Genomic DNA, 17,149 nt, shown 5'->3' on the forward strand with positions numbered 1-17,149 from the left:
AAGAAAGTCATGCAGTTATAGAACATGCTGGCACTCAAGTGTTCCAGGATTTTTTCCAGGTAGCGGCGGGCAGGATTCCCAGCATCAGTTCGAGGCAACGGAGCAACACCCGCGTACAAGCGAGGTGACCCCGAATTCAAGCGCAAAAAAAACGCCCCGAACCAGTCGGGGCGTTTTCATCTGATCAAGCTGCGGGGCTTACTTGCCCTGCCAGCGTTTCAGCACCAGGGTGGCGTTAGTGCCACCGAAGCCGAAGCTGTTGCTCATCACGGTGTCGACTTTTACGTTTTCGACGGTCTTGGTCAGGATCGGCATATCGGCCACGACCGGGTCCATCTCTTCGATGTTGGCCGAGCCAGCCATGAAGTTGCCTTCCATCATCAGCAGGCAGTAGATCGTTTCGTGAACGCCGGCGGCGCCCAGGGAGTGACCCGACAGGCTCTTGGTGGAGCTGATGGCCGGTGCCTTGTCGCCGAATACCGCGCGCACGCCTTCCATTTCCTTGGCGTCGCCGACCGGAGTCGAGGTGCCGTGGGTGTTCAGGTAGTCGATCGGGGTATCCACGGTGGACATGGCCATCTGCATGCAGCGGATGGCGCCTTCACCGCTTGGCGCAACCATGTCGTAGCCGTCGGAAGTGGCGCCGTAGCCGACGATTTCCGCGTAGATCTTCGCGCCACGGGCCAGAGCGTGTTCCAGCTCCTCAACCACCACCATGCCGCCGCCGCCGGCGATGACGAAACCGTCACGCTTGGCGTCGTAGGCGCGGGAGGCCTTTTCCGGGGTGTCGTTGTACTGGGTGGACAGCGCGCCCATGGCGTCGAACAGGAACGATTGGCTCCAATGTTCTTCTTCGCCGCCGCCGGCGAACACGATGTCCTGCTTGCCCAGCTGGATCTGCTCAACCGCGTTACCGATGCAGTGAGCACTGGTGGCGCAGGCGGAGGAGATCGAGTAGTTCACGCCCTTGATCTGGAACGGCGTGGCCAGGCAGGCGGAAACGGTGCTGCCCATGGTCCGCGTGACACGGTACGGGCCAACGCGCTTCACACCTTTCTCGCGCAGGATGTCCAGCGCTTCCATCTGGTTCAGGGTGGACGCGCCGCCGGAACCGGCGATCAGGCCGGTACGCACGTTCGAGACCTGATCGTGGCTCAGGCCGGAATCGGCGATGGCGTCCTTCATGGCCAGGTAGGCGTAGGCGGCAGCGTGGCCGACGAAGCGGTAGATCTTGCGATCGATCAACTCTTCGAGGGGCAGGTCGATGGAGCCGGAAACCTGGCTACGCAGACCCATTTCGGCATATTCCGGGTTGAAGCGGATGCCAGGGCGACTTGCACGCAGGTTAGCGGTGACGGTCTCTTTGTCATTGCCCAGGCAAGAAACGATGCCCAGACCAGTGATAACGACGCGGCGCATGCGGATAACCCTTAAAAGTTGTCAGTGGAAGTGAATACGCCGACCCGAAGGCCTTCGGCAGTATAGATCTCGCGACCGTCGACAGTCACCGAACCGTCGGCGATCGCCAGGTTCAGCTTGCCCTTGAGGACGCGCTTGATTTGAATGTTGTAGGTGACTTTCTTGGCACTCGGCAGAACCTGGCCAAAGAACTTCACTTCGCCCGAACCCAGGGCGCGACCGCGGCCCGGCAAGCCTTGCCAGCCGAGGTAGAAACCGACCAGTTGCCACATGGCGTCGAGGCCCAGGCAGCCCGGCATGACAGGGTCGCCTTCGAAATGACAGGCGAAGAACCACAGGTCCGGGGTGATATCCAGCTCGGCGACCAATTCACCTTTGCCGTACTTGCCACCCTCTTCACTGATATGGGTGATGCGATCCACCATCAGCATGTTCGGGGCGGGCAGTTGCGCGTTACCTGGGCCGAACAGCTCACCGCGACTGCAGCGCAGCAGGTCTTCCCGAGTAAAGGCGTTTTGTTTGGTCATGCGAGCTCCTCAATAATCCCATGCGGCAGGGTAGGGCAAATCTTCCCGAACCGACTGAAGCGTTCATGCCTCACATCGGCAGCCTACACATAGACTATTGCGTTGTAGTGAAAGTCACAGCGTCAAGGCACTGAATGTACACTTGTTCACTGAAATTTTAAACCGGGCCTGTTTATCGGTCCGTTCGGGTGCCTAAGACTGCCGCACTTTCGTCTTTCACGCCAGTCGCAGTTGGCTGATGGCGCGGCGCTATTGCACCCAACGCTGCAGGATTTGCTGCAAATCCGTGCGTTTGAACGGCTTGGCCAGGTAATCGTTCATTCCGGCGGCCAGGCAGAGTTCCCGATCGCCCTGCAAGGCGTTGGCGGTGAGGGCGATGATCGGCAGGTCGGCGCAGCCCGGCAGTTGGCGAATCTGGCGGGTGGCTTCGTAGCCGTCGATCAGCGGTAGCCGGCAATCCATCAGGATCGCGGTGAAAATCAGGCTCTCGGCGCTGCGGATCGCTTCGGCGCCGTCGGTGGCCAGGCTGACCTCAAAGCCCAGGCTGCGCAGCATGGCTTCGACCACGGTGCGGTTGACCGGGTTGTCTTCCACCAGCAGCACATGGCGGCCGTCGCCCGCACTGGCTTTGCCTTCGGCGTTGGCGGCGATGGCCGGCACGCTGTGCTGGTCGATGGCCAGCGGGATTTCCAGGGTGAATACCGAACCGCGACCTTCTTCGCTCTGCGCGCGCAGGGTGCCGCCCATGCGTTCGGCCAGGGTGCGGGCGATGGGCAGGCCCAGGCCGGTGCCGCCGTAACGTCTTGAAATGGAACTGTCGGCCTGCTGGAACGCATCGAACATCAGTTCCAGGCGCTCGGCGGAAATGCCAATGCCGCTGTCGCGCACGGTGCAGGTGAACCACACCAGTTCATGGTCGAGGGGTTGCCAATGGGGCTCGACGCTGACGCTGCCGTGCTCGGTGAACTTGAGCGCGTTGCCGATCAGGTTCACCAGAATCTGGCGGATACGCGTCGGGTCGCCCTGCACGCGCAATGTGTCCAAGCCCGGCGGGATCGGCAGTTCGAGGCTCAGCCCGCGTTGCTGGGCGCTGTGCTGGAAGGCCTGGGCGCAGCTGTTGATCAGGTCTGCGAGGTTGAACGGAATGTGTTCCAGCTCCAGGGCCGCGCGTTCGATGCGCGAGAAGTCGAGGATGTCATTGATGACCTTGAGCAAATGTTCCGTGGACTCGGAGGCCAGCGCCGCATATTCGGTCTGCTCTTCGGTCATCTCGGTGGTTTCCAGCAACTGCAGCATGCCCAGCACGCCGTTCATCGGCGTGCGCAGCTCGTGGCTCATCATCGCCAGGAAGTCCGACTTGGCGTTGTTCGCCCGTTCGGCTTCCTCGCGGGTCTGGATCAGTTGCGCCATGGCCTGCTGCTGTTCGCGGCTGGCCTGGTTGAGGCCTTCGGCAAGGTTGTTGATGTGCCGCGAGAGGTCGCCCAGTTCGGAGTCATCGACAATCGGCAGCGGGGTCTTGTAGTCGCCTTGCTGGATCGCCTTGACTGCATTGCCCATCGCGCTGATCGGCTGCGACAGGCTGGCGGCCAGGCGCCGCGCGAGCAAAAAGGTGAACAGCAGGGCGAACAGCGCGAGCACGCCGGCCTTGAACAGAATCTCCTGTTGGCGCTGGCTGAAGGCATCGTTGGACATGCCGACGATCACCCGGCCCAGGTAGTCGGCACGCGGCGCCTTGGGTTCGTTGAGGTTGTCCTGGAAAAAGTCATTGCCCAATTGGATATGTTGCAGGCGGATCGGGGCCTGGAACACTTTGACCGACAGCGAGCGGTCGTGGTTTTCCGACGGTTGCTCGACGTACACCAGGATGTTCTCGGCGCTGTCCTGGATCTCCAGGAAGCGCACATGGGGCGTGGCCAGCGTCGCGCGCAGCAGGCTGTCGAGCACGTCGTTGTTGCCGGAGATCACTCCGTATTCGGTGGCCGGGGCCAATTGGTTGGCGATCAACTGGCCGGTGTGGTCGAGTTCCTGGCGCAGGTCCTGGATCCGCACGAAGGTGAAGAAGCTGATCAACAGCAACGTCAGCAACAGCGCCGGCCCCAGGGTGATGAGCTGGGTGCGGGTGTTGATGTCCCAACGACGACGTAAGGTCATGGGCGTTGTTCTCCTTCGGCCAGGCGGGCGGCGACGTTGGCTTCGTCGACCTGTTCGATGCCCAGTGAGCGTGCGACTTGCGGGTTGCCCACGACTTTGAAGCGCTCCGGGTACATGGCGCGCGGCCAGCCGGCCGGCGGGTGATCGAGCAGGCGGTCGAGTACGGCCAGCCAGTCGGTCTGGTCGCTGTAAGTACTGGCCAGGCTGCCGGCCTTGACGAAGCCGGCATTGGGCCCCACCAGCGGCAGTTGCCGGGCATAACTGCTGAGCAGCAGGTTTTTCGCGGTTTTCGGGTTGTATAACTGCGGGTCGTCAAGGCCGAGCAGCACATCGCTGTTTCTGAACAAATGCTGCAGCGGGCGACTGTCGTTAATGTCGTCCCAGCGCTGGGGCACGATCTCCAGGCCCATCGGCGCGGCGTATTGGCGCAACTCGCGGAGCAGGAATTCACTGTCGGCGCCGTAAAGCACGCCGATGCGGCGGGCCTGGGGCAGGATTGTGGCGATCAGCCGCAGTTGGCGCTCCAGCGGCGGGTCACTCCACAGCAGGCTGATTTTGCCCGGCACGCCCTGGCCCATGCGCTGGTGGGCCTGCAGGCGGCTGATGCGCAACACCAGGGTCGACGGCCCCTGGGTATCCTGCAGGCGCCAGTCGAGGCTGGGCAGGTCCAACAGGATCAGGCGCGTATTGGCCGGTAGGCGGCTGGGCACGGGCAGGTTGGCGAGGGGGGTGAAGGTTACACGGTCGTCGGGGCGCTGCTGGGTGAGCGCCTGGACGAAGGCCTGCACCCCGGCGCCGTCTTCGGCGGCGGTCAGCAGGATATCGGCGCTCCAGGCCGGTACGCTGAGCAGCAGGCACAGCAGCAGCAGGCCGCGTTGCCAGCGTCTGGGGAGAGAGAGGAGGGTCATCCGTGACTGAGCGCCCATGTCAGAACTCTAACTCCGCGCTGAAGTAGAGCACTTGGCGATGGTCGTAGTTGTTGTCGGCCCAGGTGGTGGGCTGGTTGTCCAGGCGTTGTTGCAACATGCCGGCCAGTTCCACGTTGGCGTTGCCCAGGGCCATGCGCTTGGCGACCCGCAGGTCGACCCGTTCGAAGCGATAGCGGTTAAGGGCGTCGTCGCCATAGTAGAACAGGGCGCTGGACCAGCCTTGCCCCCATTCGCGCAACCAGCCGGCCGAACCGCTGTTGCGTGCGGTTTGCGCCTTGTCCAGCGGGTTGCTGGTGCTGGCGTCGACGTAAGCGTAGGTCAGCCGCAGGCGGTCGGCGTTGCTCATGCGCCAGTCGAATTGGGATTCTGCGCCGGTAAAGCGCGAGCTGTTGGCGTTGCTGGCAATGTACTGATTGTTGCGCAGCGGCGAACTGATCATGTCGGTGATTTCGTCGTAGAACAGTTTCACGTCCATGTTCAGCCCGATGTCGGCAAAAAAGCCGTTATAGCCCAATTCACGGGATTTCATCAGTTCTTTGTCGAGATTGCCCGGGCCGCGCGTGACCACGAAGTACTGCCCGGAATTCTGCCCGTAGGCCGGCGAGTCGAGGTTGGTGACGCGATAGCTCCAGTTGACGTTGTTCTCGAACATGTCCGGCGAACGGATCGCCTCGGAGTACACCGCGCGCAGGCCGTGGCGCGGGTTGATCAGGTAGTTGACTGCCACCCGCGGCGTCAGCGAGTTGCCGCTCAGGTGGGTGTCTTCGTACATGGCGCCGCCCTGCAGCAACCAGTGCTCGCTGGCGCGCCATTCGAGCTGGCCGAACAGGCGCCAGGTGGTGTCATCCAGAGTGCCGTTGAAATAGGTGTCGGAGTCGGCGCGGTCATAGCGATAGTTCATACCGCTGACCAGGCGCAGGCTGTCGGACAGGCTCAGGGTGTCCTGGATCTCCAGGTCGTAGCGGCTTTCGCGGGTGCTTTGGTCGATGTCGCCGCATACGCTCTGGCTGGCGCCGTTGCGCCATTGGTCCAATACTTGGTTGCCCAGTGCTTGTTCGTCGGCGCTGCCGGGAGGCGCAACACCTTGGCTGTAGGTGTCCATATGCCGGGCCAATCGCTCGGCATAATTGGGGTTGAGCTGCCACAGCCGGGTCAATTCCGGGCTGAACGACACCTTGGCGTCACAGGCTTTCCAGATCTGCCGGCGGTCCCATTGTTGGGCCGAGCCCTGGATATACAGGCTGTGTTCGGGATTGAAATCGAAATTCCAGCGCAGGGAGCCGGCATAGTCCTTGGCGGTAACGTCGGAATTGTTGCCGCCCTCGGTAATCCCGGCGAATACCGGCGTGTAGGTATAAGGACGCTGGTTGGTCCCTTCCTTGGCATTCAGTTGCCAGTCGATGCTCTGTTGCGTGTTCAGCGTCTGGCTCACCGCCAGGCTGAAGCGGTTGAGACGCCGGCCGTCACGACGGTCGGCGCCCACCGCGTTGCTGTCAAAGCCATCGTCCTGCTGCCCGGACATCGACAGGCGCAGGTCGCCGGTTTCCCAGCCTACGCCCTGGCTGGCATAGAAGTCGTTGATCCCGCGTTCGCCGCGTACCACTTTTACCCTTGAACCGTGGCTGTCGGCCGGTGAGCGCGTGAGGATATTCACCACAGCCATCAACGCATTGGCGCCGTAGCTGACGGTGTTGGGCCCGCGGAACACTTCGATGCGCTCGATGTCTTCCATGGCCACCGGAATATCGCTCCAGTCCACCGTGGCCAGGCCTGCGCGGTACACCGAGCGGCCGTCGATCAAGACCTGCATGCGTCGCGCATCGCTGGCATTGGTGCCGTGGTAGTTCACCGCCGCCTGGTTGCCGCTGGTGTAGCCGACCATCATGCCCGGCACCAGCCGCAGCAACTCAGCGATGTCCCGCGCGCCGCTGGCCTTGATCAGTTCGCTGTCGATCACGGTCATGCTGCCGGGCACGGCGGCGGCCGATTGTTTGAGGCGAGTGGCAGTCAGCACCTGTGGCAGCGGTTGGTTGTCGAGGAACAGGTCGTCGGCGAACACCGCGCCGCTGCACAACAGCATCAACCACAACGATGAACGGGGAGGAGGGCCCAAATACACGGCACGGCCTTGATAATTACGGATAGCCGACCATGTTAACCGAGGCCGGGCCATTTGCCAGTCGTCGCCTTTGCAATTACCCCGCGTCGCTATGGCATTTTCCGACAGGCGTGTGAATTGATACGGGGGCTGGCCGCAAGCGGGGGGCTCCGTATAATGCGGCCATCGCCACTGGTATGGATTAACGGATTGCATATGACTGAACAGCGCCCTATTGCGGTCCTGGGAGGCGGAAGTTTTGGTACCGCCGTGGCTAACCTGCTGGCTGAGAACGGTCATGCGGTGCGCCAGTGGATGCGCGATCCCGAACAGGCCGAGGCCATTCGCGTCCATCGAGAAAACCCTCGTTACCTTAAAGGCATCAAGATTCATCCGGCGGTCGAGCCGGTCACCGACTTGCAGGCGACCCTGGAGGCCTGCGAGCTGTGTTTCGTCGCGCTGCCTTCGAGTGCCTTGCGTTCGGTACTCGCGCCTCACGCCGAACGCCTGGCGGGCAAGCTGCTGGTCAGCTTGACCAAGGGCATCGAGGCGCACACCTTCAAGCTGATGAGCGAAATCCTTGAAGAGATCGCCCCGCAGGCGCGCATCGGCGTGCTGTCCGGGCCGAACCTGGCGCGGGAAGTGGCCGAACATGCACTGACCGCCACCGTGATCGCCAGTGAAGATGAAGCACTGTGTGAGCGGGTCCAGGCCGTGCTGCATGGGCGCACCTTCCGCGTGTACGCCAGTGGCGATCGTTTCGGCGTCGAGCTGGGCGGTGCGCTGAAAAACGTCTACGCGATCATTGCCGGGATGGCGGTGGCGCTGGGCATGGGCGAGAACACCAAGAGCATGCTGATCACCCGCGCGCTGGCGGAAATGACCCGCTTCGCGGTGAGCCAGGGCGCCAACCCGATGACGTTCCTGGGCCTGGCGGGCGTGGGCGACCTGATCGTCACCTGCTCGTCGCCGAAAAGCCGTAACTATCAGGTCGGTTTCGCCCTCGGCCAGGGCCTGAGCCTGGAGGACGCCGTGGCGCGCCTGGGCGAAGTGGCCGAAGGGGTCAATACCCTCAAGGTGCTCAAGGCCAAGGCCCAGGAGGCCGGCGTGTACATGCCGCTGGTCGCCGGGTTGCACGCGATCCTGTTTGAAGGGCGCACCCTGAATCAGGTCATCGAGTTGCTGATGCGCGCCGAGCCGAAAACCGATGTCGACTTTATTTCCACCAGTGGTTTCAACTGAGGAACGCGTCATGAACGATCCGAAAGCAGCTCCCAAGTACGAGTCCATCGCCCTGCGCATCTTGTGGATGCTGGTGTTTGCCCTGGTGTGGCAAGTGGCGCAATTCCTGCTCGGTGCGTTGGTGGTGGTGCAACTGATTTACCGGCTGGTCTACGGCGCGCCGAACCTGGGCCTGATGAACTTTGGCGACAGCCTGAGCCAGTTCCTCGCGCAGATCGGCCGCTTCGGCAGTTTCCACACCGAGCAAAAGCCCTGGCCATTCGCCGACTGGCCGACGCCGCGTGCGCCGGAAGGCGAAGCCGCCCACAGCGTGCCGCCAGCACCGCACCCGGTGCGCGATGAAGAGCCAAAACTGTGAAACTGTGGATTTTGCGGCACGGTGAGGCCCAAGCGCATGCCCGCACCGATGCCGAGCGCGAGCTGACCGAGCATGGCCGCGCCGAAGTCTTGCGCAGCGCGGCGCACCTGATCGGCCAGCCCATCAGCGCGATCATTGCCAGCCCGTATGTACGGGCGCAGCAGACCGCGCAGCTGGTGCGTGAAGCGCTGGGCTTCGTGCCGGACATCCGCACCGTGCCCTGGCTGACACCGGACGGCAATCCGCAGCAGGTGCTGGAAAAGCTCGACACGGATGAGAATGTGCTGCTGGTCAGCCATCAGCCGCTGGTCGGCAGCCTGATCAGCTTTTTGCAGCATGGCCATCAGCGTCAACCGCTGCCGATGTACACCGCCAGCCTGGCGGAGTTGGAGGGGGAATGCCCGCTGGCGGGGCTGATGAGCCTGGTCAGTGTGAAACACCCGTAGGCGCTTTCACTGCTTTGTGTGTGCTATATAGTCAGCCGAGCAAGTGCTTGGTTGGCTATCATCGGACCACAAAGGAGCGCGTCCCATGCCCGTCGCTTTTCGTTTGCCGTTGCAGGTCTTCTTCGAACGTGAAGCGCGGCATCCGCGCAAACCCTTCCTGGTGCAGCCCGTCGGCGGCGACGAGGTGCAGACCCTCACTTGGGCCGAGGTCGGCCACCAGGCCCGCTGCGCCGCGCATTGGCTGCGTGCGAGGGAACTGCCCCAGGGTTCGCACGTAGCCCTGATCTCGAAAAATTGCGCGCACTGGATCATCGCCGACCTGGCCATCTGGATGGCCGGGCATGTCTCGGTGCCGCTCTATCCCAACCTCACCGCCGATTCCGTCGCCCATGTGCTGAAGCACTCCGAGGCGGCGCTGGTGTTCATCGGCAAGCTCGATGACTGGCCCGCCATGGCGCCCGGGGTTCCGGCCGACGTGCCCACCATCGGCCTGCCGCTGTGTCCGGCGGGTGACTTGGATTTCAGCTGGACCGAGCTGCAAGCCTGTTCACCGATCCAGGATCAGCCGCTACCTGCCGCGTCGGATCTGGCCACCATCATCTACACCTCCGGCACCACCGGCCTGCCCAAGGGCGTGATGCACAGCTTCGGCGCCCTGGGCTTTGCCGCCACCGGTGGCACCGAATTGTTCGGCCTGGGGGAGGGTGACCGGCTGCTGTCGTACCTGCCCTTGTGCCATGTGGCGGAGCGGATGTTTGTGGAATTGGCGGCGATCTATACCGGGCAAACCGTGTATTTCGCCGAAAGCCTTGAGACTTTTCTGAGGGACCTGCGTCGGGCACGGCCGACGGCGCTGTTCGGGGTGCCGCGTATCTGGACCAAATTCCAGATGGGCGTCTACGGCAAGATCCCGGCGACGCGCCTGGAGCGCCTGTTGCGGCTGCCCTTTATCGGCAAACGCGTGGGCCGCAAGGTGCTGGCCGGCCTGGGCCTGGACGCGTTACGTATTGCGCTGTCCGGCGCGGCGCCGGTGCCCGAAGCCTTGTTGCGCTGGTATCAGCGCCTGGGCCTGGATGTGCTGGAGGTGTACGGCATGACCGAGAGTTGCGGCTATTCCCATGTGTGTCGCCCCGGCCAGCAGACAATCGGCTGGATCGGCCTGCCGTGCCCGGGCGTTGAAGTGCGTATCGACCCGCTCGGTGAAGTGCAGGTGCGCAGTGGCGCGACCATGCTCGGTTACTTCAAGGACCCGGAAAAAACCGCCGAAACCCTCACGCCGGACGGCTTCCTGCGCACCGGCGACAAGGGCGAGCAGGACGCCGAGGGCCGTCTGCGCCTGACCGGGCGTCTCAAGGAAATCTTCAAGACCAGCAAGGGCAAGTACGTGGCCCCGGCGCCGATCGAAAACCGTCTGGCCGAACATGCACGGATCGAACAGGTGTGTGTGGTCGGCGACGGCCTGCCTGCGCCGATGGGCCTGTGCGTGCTGTCGGCGGCGGGCCCGGCGGATGCGCGCCAGGCCTTGCACGGCAGCCTTGAACGCTGGCTGGAGCAGGTCAACGCGGCGTTGGACAAGCATGAGCGCCTGCGTCAATTGGTGGTGGTGAAAGACAGTTGGGCGGTGGAAAACGGCTTCCTGACACCGACCTTGAAGATCAGGCGCAATGTCATCGAATCGACCTACGGCCCACAGTTTCAGGTGTGGAGCGAGCGCACCGAAGTCATTCTGTGGCAGGATTAGGGCCATCATAAAATCAATAGGGACAACGGTATGAGCCTGTGGCGCACCCAACCCAATATCGAACAACTCAACGCTCTGCAGAAAAACACCATCGGTGAAGTGCTGGACATTCGCTTCGAAAGTTTCGACGAAGAATCCCTGACCGCCAGCATGGTGGTCGATCAGCGTACCCATCAGCCCTACGGCCTGCTGCACGGCGGCGCGTCGGTCGTGCTGGCCGAAAGCGTCGGCTCCATGGCGGCCTACCTGTGCATCGATGCGAGCAAGTTCTATTGCGTCGGCCTCGAGGTCAATGCCAACCACCTGCGCGGGGTGCGCAGCGGGCGGGTGACGGCGGTGGCGAGGGCGATTCATATCGGCCGCACCACCCAGGTGTGGGACATCCGCCTGACCAACGATGATGGCAAGTCCAGCTGCGTCTCGCGCCTGACCATGGCCGTAGTGCCCCTGGGCGAGAACCCGCCGGCGCGATAGGCGTGGCGTGAGTGTCATCATTCCTGGCGGTTACGGTCATTGCCGTAACGGTCGGGCGTGGTGACAATCAATGTCTGTTTTTATAGATGGAACCGGTATGTCGCAGCACGTGTTTTTTGCCCACGCCAATGGCTTCCCTTCGGCTACCTACGGCAAGTTGTTTGCCGGCCTGGCCCCGGAATATACCGTCGCGCACCTGCCGCAGCACGGCCACGATCCAAGGTTTCCGGTGGACGACAACTGGCAGAACCTGGTGGACGAACTGATCCACCATCTGCAACAGCAGCCCGAGCCGGTGTGGGGCGTGGGCCATTCCCTGGGCGGCGTGTTGCATTTGCACGCGGCCATGCGCTGCCCGCAGTTGTATCGCGGCGTGGTGATGCTCGACTCGCCGGTGCTGACCCGTGCCGACCGCTGGGTGATCCGCGCCGCCAAACGCTTTGGTTTTATCGACCGCCTCACCCCGGCCGGGCGCACCCTGGGCCGCCGTGAAGAATTCGCCGACCTGGACGCCGCGCGCAGTTACTTCGCTGGCAAGACCCTGTTTCGCGGCTTCGACCCGGAATGCTTCGACGCTTACCTGCAACATGGCCTGTATCAGGTCGGCGATCGCCTGCGCCTGCGTTTCGATCCGGCCACTGAAATCAGTATCTACCGGGGCGTGCCCCACACCAGCCCGGGTCAGGTGCGCCAGTTGAAAGTGCCGCTGGCGGTGGTGCGCGGGCGCCAGAGCCGGGTGGTGATGCGCCACCACGCCAGCGGCGTCGGGCGCCTGCCCATGGGAGAAATGCTCACCATGCCCGGCGGCCACATGTTCCCCCTCGAACGCCCCCAGGACACCGCGACCTTGCTCAAGCAGCTGTTCGCCCGTTGGGAAGCCCGCGAGCGCAGTTGCGCATGAGTACACCGGTCGAAGAAGTGCGCCTGAGCCTGCCGCATATCGAATTGGCCGCGCATCTGTTCGGTCCCGAAGACGGTCTGCCGGTGATCGCCTTGCATGGCTGGCTGGACAACGCCAACAGCTTCGCGCGGTTGGCGCCGAAACTGCAGGGCATGCGTATCGTCGCCCTCGACATGGCCGGCCACGGGCATTCGGCGCATCGTCCGACGGGGGCCGGTTATGCCTTGTGGGATTACGTCCACGATGTGCTGCAGGTCGCCGAACAACTGGGCTGGAAACGTTTTGCATTACTTGGCCATTCCCTCGGCGCCATCGTCTCTCTGGTATTGGCCGGTGCCTTGCCGGAGCGGGTGACGCACCTGGGTTTGATCGACGGTGTGATCCCGCCGACCGCCTCCGGCGAGAACGCCGCCGAGCGGCTGGGCATGGCGTTGCAGGCGCAATTGAACCTGCAGGGCAAGCGCAAGCCGGTCTACAGCAACCTTGATCGTGCCGTCGAAGCGCGGATGAAAGGGCTGGTGGCCGTCAGCCGCGAAGCCGCTGAACTGCTGGCCCAGCGCGGTTTGATGCCGGTGCCGGGCGGTTACACCTGGCGAACGGACAGCCGCTTGACCCTGGCATCGCCGATGCGTCTGACCGACGAGCAAGCCATGGCTTTCGTGCGCCGCGTAGGTTGCCCTACTCAACTGGTGGTGGCCGCTGACGGCATGCTGGCGAGACATCCCGAATTGCTTTCCCAGCTACCGTTTACCGTGACGACCCTGCCCGGTGGCCATCATTTGCACTTGAATGACGAGGCGGGCGCGGTCCTTGTTGCAGACTGTTTCAATCGGTTCTTCTCTGCACCTTGACTTGGCGCGGTCAACTGCCGAGGCTGGGCGGATTGAAAGGGAGTCAACCATGAACGATCTCAACACCGATCTTGAAACTGCTGCGACCTCCGATGGCCAGGGCTCAACTATCCGATGAGCGTGCGTAAAGGCTGTATCCGTGCCTTCGGGCTGTGTGTGTTCAGCCCGTTGGTGTTCGCCGCCGATGTGCCGGGTAGCCAGGACTTGCCCGCCGTGGCCCGTCAGGTCGACGCGCAAATCGTCGATTATCGCCCCGCCGAAGAAAAAGAGCGCATCTACCCCATGGGCGCGATCCGCAAGATCAGCGGCCAGTTGCGTTACGAAGCCCAGGCCACCGCGCGCGGCCAGGCCACCGCCATCACCTATGAACTGCCCGCCGAGCACACCTCCAGCGCTGCGTTCACCGCCACGCGCGAAGCGCTGCAGCAGCAGGGCGCGCAGCTGTTGTTCTGGTGCCAGGCCCGTGACTGCGGTGAAAGCAGCCTGTGGGCCAATGAAGTGTTCGGTAATGCCAAGTTGGTCGGCGCCGATGGCCAGCAGGAATACCTGCTGTTGCGTCTGGCCGCCCCGCAGGACAATTCCCTGGTGGCGTTGTACGGCATCACCCGCGGCAATCGCCGGGCTTACCTGCATGTCGAACAGATCGATGCCGACGCCCCGTTCGGGGAGCTGCTGCCGACCTCCGCCACGCTGTTGCGCGAACTCAAAAGCACCGGTGAGCTGGATTTCCCGGCTTTGGGAACGGACCCCGATGCCACCTGGTTGACCCTGATTTCCCGCGGTTTGAACCTCGACACCACCCTGCGTGTCAGTTTGACCGGCCCCCATGCCGAAGCGTGGCGCCAGGCCCTGATCGACAAGGGCGTGCGGGCCGCACGCCTGGAAACCGGTACCGAGCCAGCCAAAGGCCTGCACCTGCATCTGATACGCTGACCGAAACAGGGCGAACGGACCCGCGCCGTTCGCCTAAACTGACTGCCTTCAGCCTTTTCCTAGAGAAACTCCATGCTCAATAACGATCGCCTGCTGGTGCAAATCCTGCTGCTGGTGCTGTTCGGTGCCAGCTTCTGGGTGATGGCGCCGTTCTGGTCGGCGCTGTTCTGGGGGGCGGTGCTGGCGTTTGCCAGTTGGCCGCTGATGGTGTTGCTGACCCGCTGGCTGGGCGGCCGCGAATCCCTGGCCGCTGGCATCCTGACCTTGGGCTGGATGCTGCTGGTGGCGGTGCCGCTGGTATGGCTGGGGTTCAACCTTGCGGACCATGTGCGCGACGCGGTGACGTTGATCAAGGATATTCAGGTCGACGGTTTGCCGGCGGCGCCGGCCTGGTTGGGGTCGATTCCCTTTGTCGGAGAACGGCTGGTGGCGATGTGGGACAGCATCGACCAGCAGGGCGCGGCGCTGATGGTCAGCCTCAAGCCGTACCTGGGGCAGGTGGGCAACTGGTTGCTGGCGCGCAGCGCGCAGATCGGCGGCGGCATCCTGGAACTGACCCTCAGCCTGGTGTTCGTGTTCTTTTTCTACCGTGACGGGCCGCGCCTGGCGATGTTCGTCCACCGCCTGCTGGAGCGCTTGATCGGCGAACGTGCCGGTTACTACATCGAATTGGTGGCCGGCACCGTGCAACGCGTGGTCAATGGCGTGATCGGTACGGCCGCCGCCCAGGCCGTGCTCGCGCTGATCGGCTTCCTGATCGCCGGGGTGCCGGGCGCGCTGGTGCTGGGTATCGTCACGTTCCTGCTCAGCCTGATCCCCATGGGGCCGCCGCTGGTGTGGATTCCGGCCACGGCCTGGCTGGCGTGGAAGGGCGATTACACCTACGCAGTGTTCCTCGGCGTGTGGGGCACGTTCATCATCAGCGGCGTGGACAACGTGCTCAAGCCGTACCTGATCAGCCGTGGCGGCAACCTGCCGCTGGTGATCGTGTTGCTCGGGGTATTCGGCGGCCTGATCGCGTTTGGCTTCATCGGCCTGTTTATCGGCCCGACCTTGCTCGCCGTGGCGTACAGCCTGCTGATGGATTGGAGCGCGACCCAGGCCCAGAGCCGCCGCGAAGACGAACCGCTGTAGCTGAGTGGCCAAGATTTATGGGGGAGCTGGCCGGCGTTGGCCGTCAGGCGCGGGGCAACCACATCACGGCGGTCAACCCGCCGCCCGGGGTTTCCTCCAGGCTCAACCGTCCGCCCAGGCGTTCCACCGCGTCCTTGGCGATGGTCATGCCCAGGCCCACGCCGCCGGAGTTGCGGTTGCGCGAGCCTTCCAGTCGATAGAACGGTTCGAACACCGCCTCGCGCTTGTCGGCGGCAATCCCGGGGCCGTGGTCAATCACGCGGATGGTCAGGGCCTCGCGGCTGTCCTCCAGTTCCACGCGCGCGCTGCCGGCGTAGCGCAAGGCGTTGTCGATCAGGTTGTTGAGGCATGAACGCAACGCCATCGGCTGCACCTGCAAAGGCGCACAGGTGCCGGCACATTGCACGTTGGAACCTTGGTCCTGGGCGTTCTCACTGATCGACTCCACCAGCGCCTGCACATCCAGCCAGTGCCGGCTTTCGCTGGTGCGTTGTTCGTGCAGGTAGCTCAAGGTGGCGTCGAGCATGCCGATCATGTCGTTCAGGTCCTGGCGCATCTGGCCTTGCAGCTTGGCGTCTTCGATCTGCTCCAGGCGCAGCTTGAGGCGCGACAGCGGGGTGCGCAGGTCATGGGAGACCGCGCCGAGCATGCGCGCGCGCTGACCGACTTGTTCGCGAATACGTTTTTGCATCAGGTTGAAGGTTGACGCGGCCTGCTGGGCTTCCCGGGGGCCCGATTCGTCGAGAGGCGGGCTGTCGAGGTCCAGGCTCAAGCGCTCGGCGGCCTCACTCAGGCGCTGGATCGGCCGGCTCAACAATTTGGCGCCATACCAGGCGGCGATGATCAACGAGAAAAACTGAAACGTCAGCGGCACCACCGGGCCGCCAAACCATGGGCGAGGGCGTTTAGGCAGCGGCCTCATCGTGCCGTCCGGTTGCTCGACGAAGGTGTCCTTGCGCGGTGGCGGAGGCGGGTCATAGTGGTGGAACCAGAAAAATGCCAACGCATGGGCCAGTACAATCGCCAACAGCAACACACCGAACAACCGGCCGAACAGCGTGTTGAGGGCGTTGCGCATCAGCCGATATCCCGTGCGTCGAACAGATAGCCTTCACCGCGCACGGTCTTGATCAACTGCGGTGCTTTGGGGTCATCGCCCAGCTTCTGGCGCAGGCGCGAGACCAGCAGGTCAATGCTGCGATCGAAGGCCTCGATGGAACGACCGCGGGCGGCATCCAGCAACTGTTCGCGGCTCAACACCCGGCGCGGCCGCTCGATAAACACCCACAGCAGGCGGAACTCGGCGTTGGACAGCGGCACCACCAGGCCATCGTCGGCCACCAATTGGCGCAACACGCTGTTGAGCCGCCAGTTATCGAAGCGGATATTGGCGCGCTGCTCGGTGCGGTCGTCGCGCACCCGGCGCAGGATGGTCTGGATGCGCGCCACCAATTCACGCGGCTCGAACGGCTTGGACATGTAGTCGTCGGCGCCCAGTTCCAGGCCGATGATGCGGTCGGTGGGTTCGCAGCGGGCGGTGAGCATCAGGATCGGAATGTCCGACTCGGCGCGTAGCCAGCGGCACAGTGACAGGCCGTCTTCGCCCGGCAGCATCAGGTCGAGCACGACCACATCAAAGGTTTCGGCTTGCATCGCCACGCGCATCGCGGTGCCGTCGGTGACGCCGGTGGCGAGAATATTGAAGCGCGCCAGGTAGTCGATCAGCAGTTCGCGGATCGGCACATCGTCGTCGACAATCAGCGCGCGGGTGTTCCAGCGCTTTTCATCGGCGCTCACCGCGTTTTTTTGCTCGTCGTTCAGCGGGACGGAAGTATGCATAGTGCGATCATCTGCCTGGTGGTAGCGGTCAGCATAGGCGCCCAGCCCCATGGCTGGTAGTGCTGGTCGGTGGGTCGTGCGGGCGAGGCTAGCGGTAGGGCGTGTT

16 protein-coding genes are annotated in these 17,149 nt (G+C 63.4%); 9 read left to right on the top strand and 7 right to left on the bottom strand.

The features are described from left to right. Positions 1–198 precede the first annotated feature (198 nt). From fabB to NR164_RS06535, 5 genes are all read right to left on the bottom strand, one after another. Complete coding sequence (gene fabB / locus NR164_RS06515) at positions 199–1,419, bottom strand: beta-ketoacyl-ACP synthase I (protein ID WP_017846780.1); 1,221 nt, start codon at positions 1,417–1,419, stop codon at positions 199–201. A gap of 11 nt (positions 1,420–1,430) precedes the next feature. After that, complete coding sequence (gene fabA / locus NR164_RS06520) at positions 1,431–1,946, bottom strand: 3-hydroxyacyl-[acyl-carrier-protein] dehydratase FabA (RefSeq protein ID WP_003190035.1); 516 nt, start codon at positions 1,944–1,946, stop codon at positions 1,431–1,433. Positions 1,947–2,195: 249 nt separating this feature from the next. Then, entirely contained in the window at positions 2,196–4,097 is a 1,902-nt protein-coding gene (locus tag NR164_RS06525; RefSeq protein ID WP_046486372.1) for an ATP-binding protein, read from the bottom strand. Next, positions 4,094–5,023 (bottom strand): ABC transporter substrate-binding protein, encoded by a 930-nt coding sequence (locus tag NR164_RS06530; RefSeq protein ID WP_256822504.1) that lies wholly within the window; start codon positions 5,021–5,023, stop codon positions 4,094–4,096. Before NR164_RS06530 ends, NR164_RS06525 begins: the two co-directional genes overlap by 4 nt. A 1-nt stretch (position 5,024) precedes the next feature. After that, a complete protein-coding gene (locus NR164_RS06535; protein ID WP_318533470.1) occupies positions 5,025–7,145 on the bottom strand; it encodes a TonB-dependent receptor domain-containing protein in 2,121 nt (706 codons plus the stop codon). Between the two features lie 195 nt (positions 7,146–7,340). On the opposite strand from NR164_RS06535, the gene NR164_RS06540 reads away from it, so the two are divergent. The 9 genes from NR164_RS06540 (at position 7,341) to NR164_RS06580 (ending at position 15,204) form a co-directional block, all read left to right on the top strand. Continuing rightward, on the top strand, positions 7,341–8,366 hold the full coding sequence (locus NR164_RS06540) for an NAD(P)H-dependent glycerol-3-phosphate dehydrogenase (RefSeq protein WP_017846784.1): 1,026 nt from the start codon (positions 7,341–7,343) through the stop codon (positions 8,364–8,366). 10 nt (positions 8,367–8,376) lie between these two features. Continuing rightward, entirely contained in the window at positions 8,377–8,724 is a 348-nt protein-coding gene (locus tag NR164_RS06545) for a DUF4389 domain-containing protein (RefSeq protein ID WP_017846785.1), read from the top strand. Further along, positions 8,721–9,170 carry a phosphohistidine phosphatase SixA gene (sixA, locus tag NR164_RS06550; protein ID WP_057003702.1) on the top strand — a complete coding sequence of 150 codons (450 nt, stop codon included), beginning with the start codon at positions 8,721–8,723 and terminating at the stop codon, positions 9,168–9,170. The genes NR164_RS06545 and sixA overlap by 4 nt, the downstream gene beginning before the upstream one ends. A gap of 85 nt (positions 9,171–9,255) precedes the next feature. Continuing rightward, positions 9,256–10,911 (top strand): AMP-binding protein, encoded by a 1,656-nt coding sequence (locus NR164_RS06555; protein WP_046384186.1) that lies wholly within the window; start codon positions 9,256–9,258, stop codon positions 10,909–10,911. Positions 10,912–10,941: 30 nt separating this feature from the next. Beyond that, complete coding sequence (locus NR164_RS06560) at positions 10,942–11,385, top strand: hotdog fold thioesterase (RefSeq protein WP_017846788.1); 444 nt, start codon at positions 10,942–10,944, stop codon at positions 11,383–11,385. A gap of 97 nt (positions 11,386–11,482) precedes the next feature. Beyond that, positions 11,483–12,286, top strand: a complete 804-nt coding sequence (locus NR164_RS06565; protein WP_017846789.1) for an alpha/beta fold hydrolase — start codon at positions 11,483–11,485, stop codon at positions 12,284–12,286. Further along, entirely contained in the window at positions 12,283–13,137 is an 855-nt protein-coding gene (locus NR164_RS06570; RefSeq protein ID WP_057003700.1) for an alpha/beta hydrolase, read from the top strand. Before NR164_RS06565 ends, NR164_RS06570 begins: the two co-directional genes overlap by 4 nt. 114 nt (positions 13,138–13,251) lie before the next feature. After that, positions 13,252–14,070: a DUF4892 domain-containing protein gene (locus NR164_RS06575; RefSeq protein WP_256822506.1), complete on the top strand. Its 819-nt coding sequence runs from the start codon at positions 13,252–13,254 to the stop codon at positions 14,068–14,070. A 72-nt stretch (positions 14,071–14,142) separates the two neighbouring features. After that, positions 14,143–15,204: an AI-2E family transporter gene (locus NR164_RS06580; protein ID WP_046384183.1), complete on the top strand. Its 1,062-nt coding sequence runs from the start codon at positions 14,143–14,145 to the stop codon at positions 15,202–15,204. A 43-nt stretch (positions 15,205–15,247) separates the two neighbouring features. Here NR164_RS06580 and NR164_RS06585 read toward each other — a convergent pair whose 3' ends face one another. Both NR164_RS06585 and NR164_RS06590 read right to left on the bottom strand, forming a co-directional pair. Next, positions 15,248–16,282 carry a HAMP domain-containing sensor histidine kinase gene (locus tag NR164_RS06585; protein WP_046384182.1) on the bottom strand — a complete coding sequence of 345 codons (1,035 nt, stop codon included), beginning with the start codon at positions 16,280–16,282 and terminating at the stop codon, positions 15,248–15,250. Then, positions 16,282–17,043, bottom strand: coding sequence for a response regulator (locus NR164_RS06590; RefSeq protein ID WP_046385333.1), 762 nt, complete (start codon positions 17,041–17,043; stop codon positions 16,282–16,284). The genes NR164_RS06585 and NR164_RS06590 overlap by 1 nt, the downstream gene beginning before the upstream one ends. Positions 17,044–17,149 lie beyond the last annotated feature (106 nt).

The organism is Pseudomonas sp. Pse79, assembly GCF_024519615.1.
In the GTDB taxonomy this organism is placed as follows: Bacteria; Pseudomonadota; Gammaproteobacteria; order Pseudomonadales; family Pseudomonadaceae; genus Aquipseudomonas; species Aquipseudomonas veronii.